At 58.2% G+C, this 569-nt stretch carries 1 protein-coding gene; it reads left to right on the top strand.

Features of this window, described 5'->3' with window-relative positions:
- Positions 1-15: 15 nt before the first annotated feature.
- The coding region (locus tag NW844_RS13120; protein WP_414336276.1) for a glycosyltransferase at positions 16-569 on the top strand (554 nt) is incomplete at its 3' end.

Below are 569 nucleotides of genomic sequence, written 5' to 3' on the forward strand. Positions count from 1 at the left end.
GCAGGTGGCTTTTTGTTGACGGACAGTCTTTCTTTTGCCTCGGGCTTCGACGAGCTGCTGGTGCCGGGAACCTACTGCGACACCTACGACTCCGAAGGCGAACTTTTGGAAAAGGTTCGCTACTACCTCGACCATCCACAAGAAGCCATCGAGATTGCCCGCCGCGCCTACCAAGCCTTCGACAAACAGTGGCACCCCCGCCACCGCATCCAGAATCTGCTGGACTGGGTGTTTGGCGGAGAGCTGCCCGAACCCTTCCGCTACTCGCCTCGTTCCGAGGTGCGTCACTTTGTCAGCACGGCTAACTCTCACCTGATAGACACCCGCCTGGCTGTGTACGAGCCTGTGCAAGAGCTGCATCGGGTGCAAGAGCGGCTCAAGGTGTTTGTTGGTCGAAGTTGTCCTGAAGTTATTGCCGCTGATTTGCTGGATTTGCCACGCCTGGAGCTGTATGGGGAAGGGAGCTTTGTGGATCCCTGTGCCCTCTTGCAGCAGAGGGGCGTGGCTGAGCGGGTGCATGAGCTAACAGGAGAGCCAGCAAGCTGGCCAGTGTTTGATGTGGCTGTGTG

Origin of the sequence: Synechococcus sp. H55.2, from assembly GCF_047462495.1 — a bacterium.
GTDB lineage: Bacteria > Cyanobacteriota > Cyanobacteriia > Thermostichales > Thermostichaceae > Thermostichus.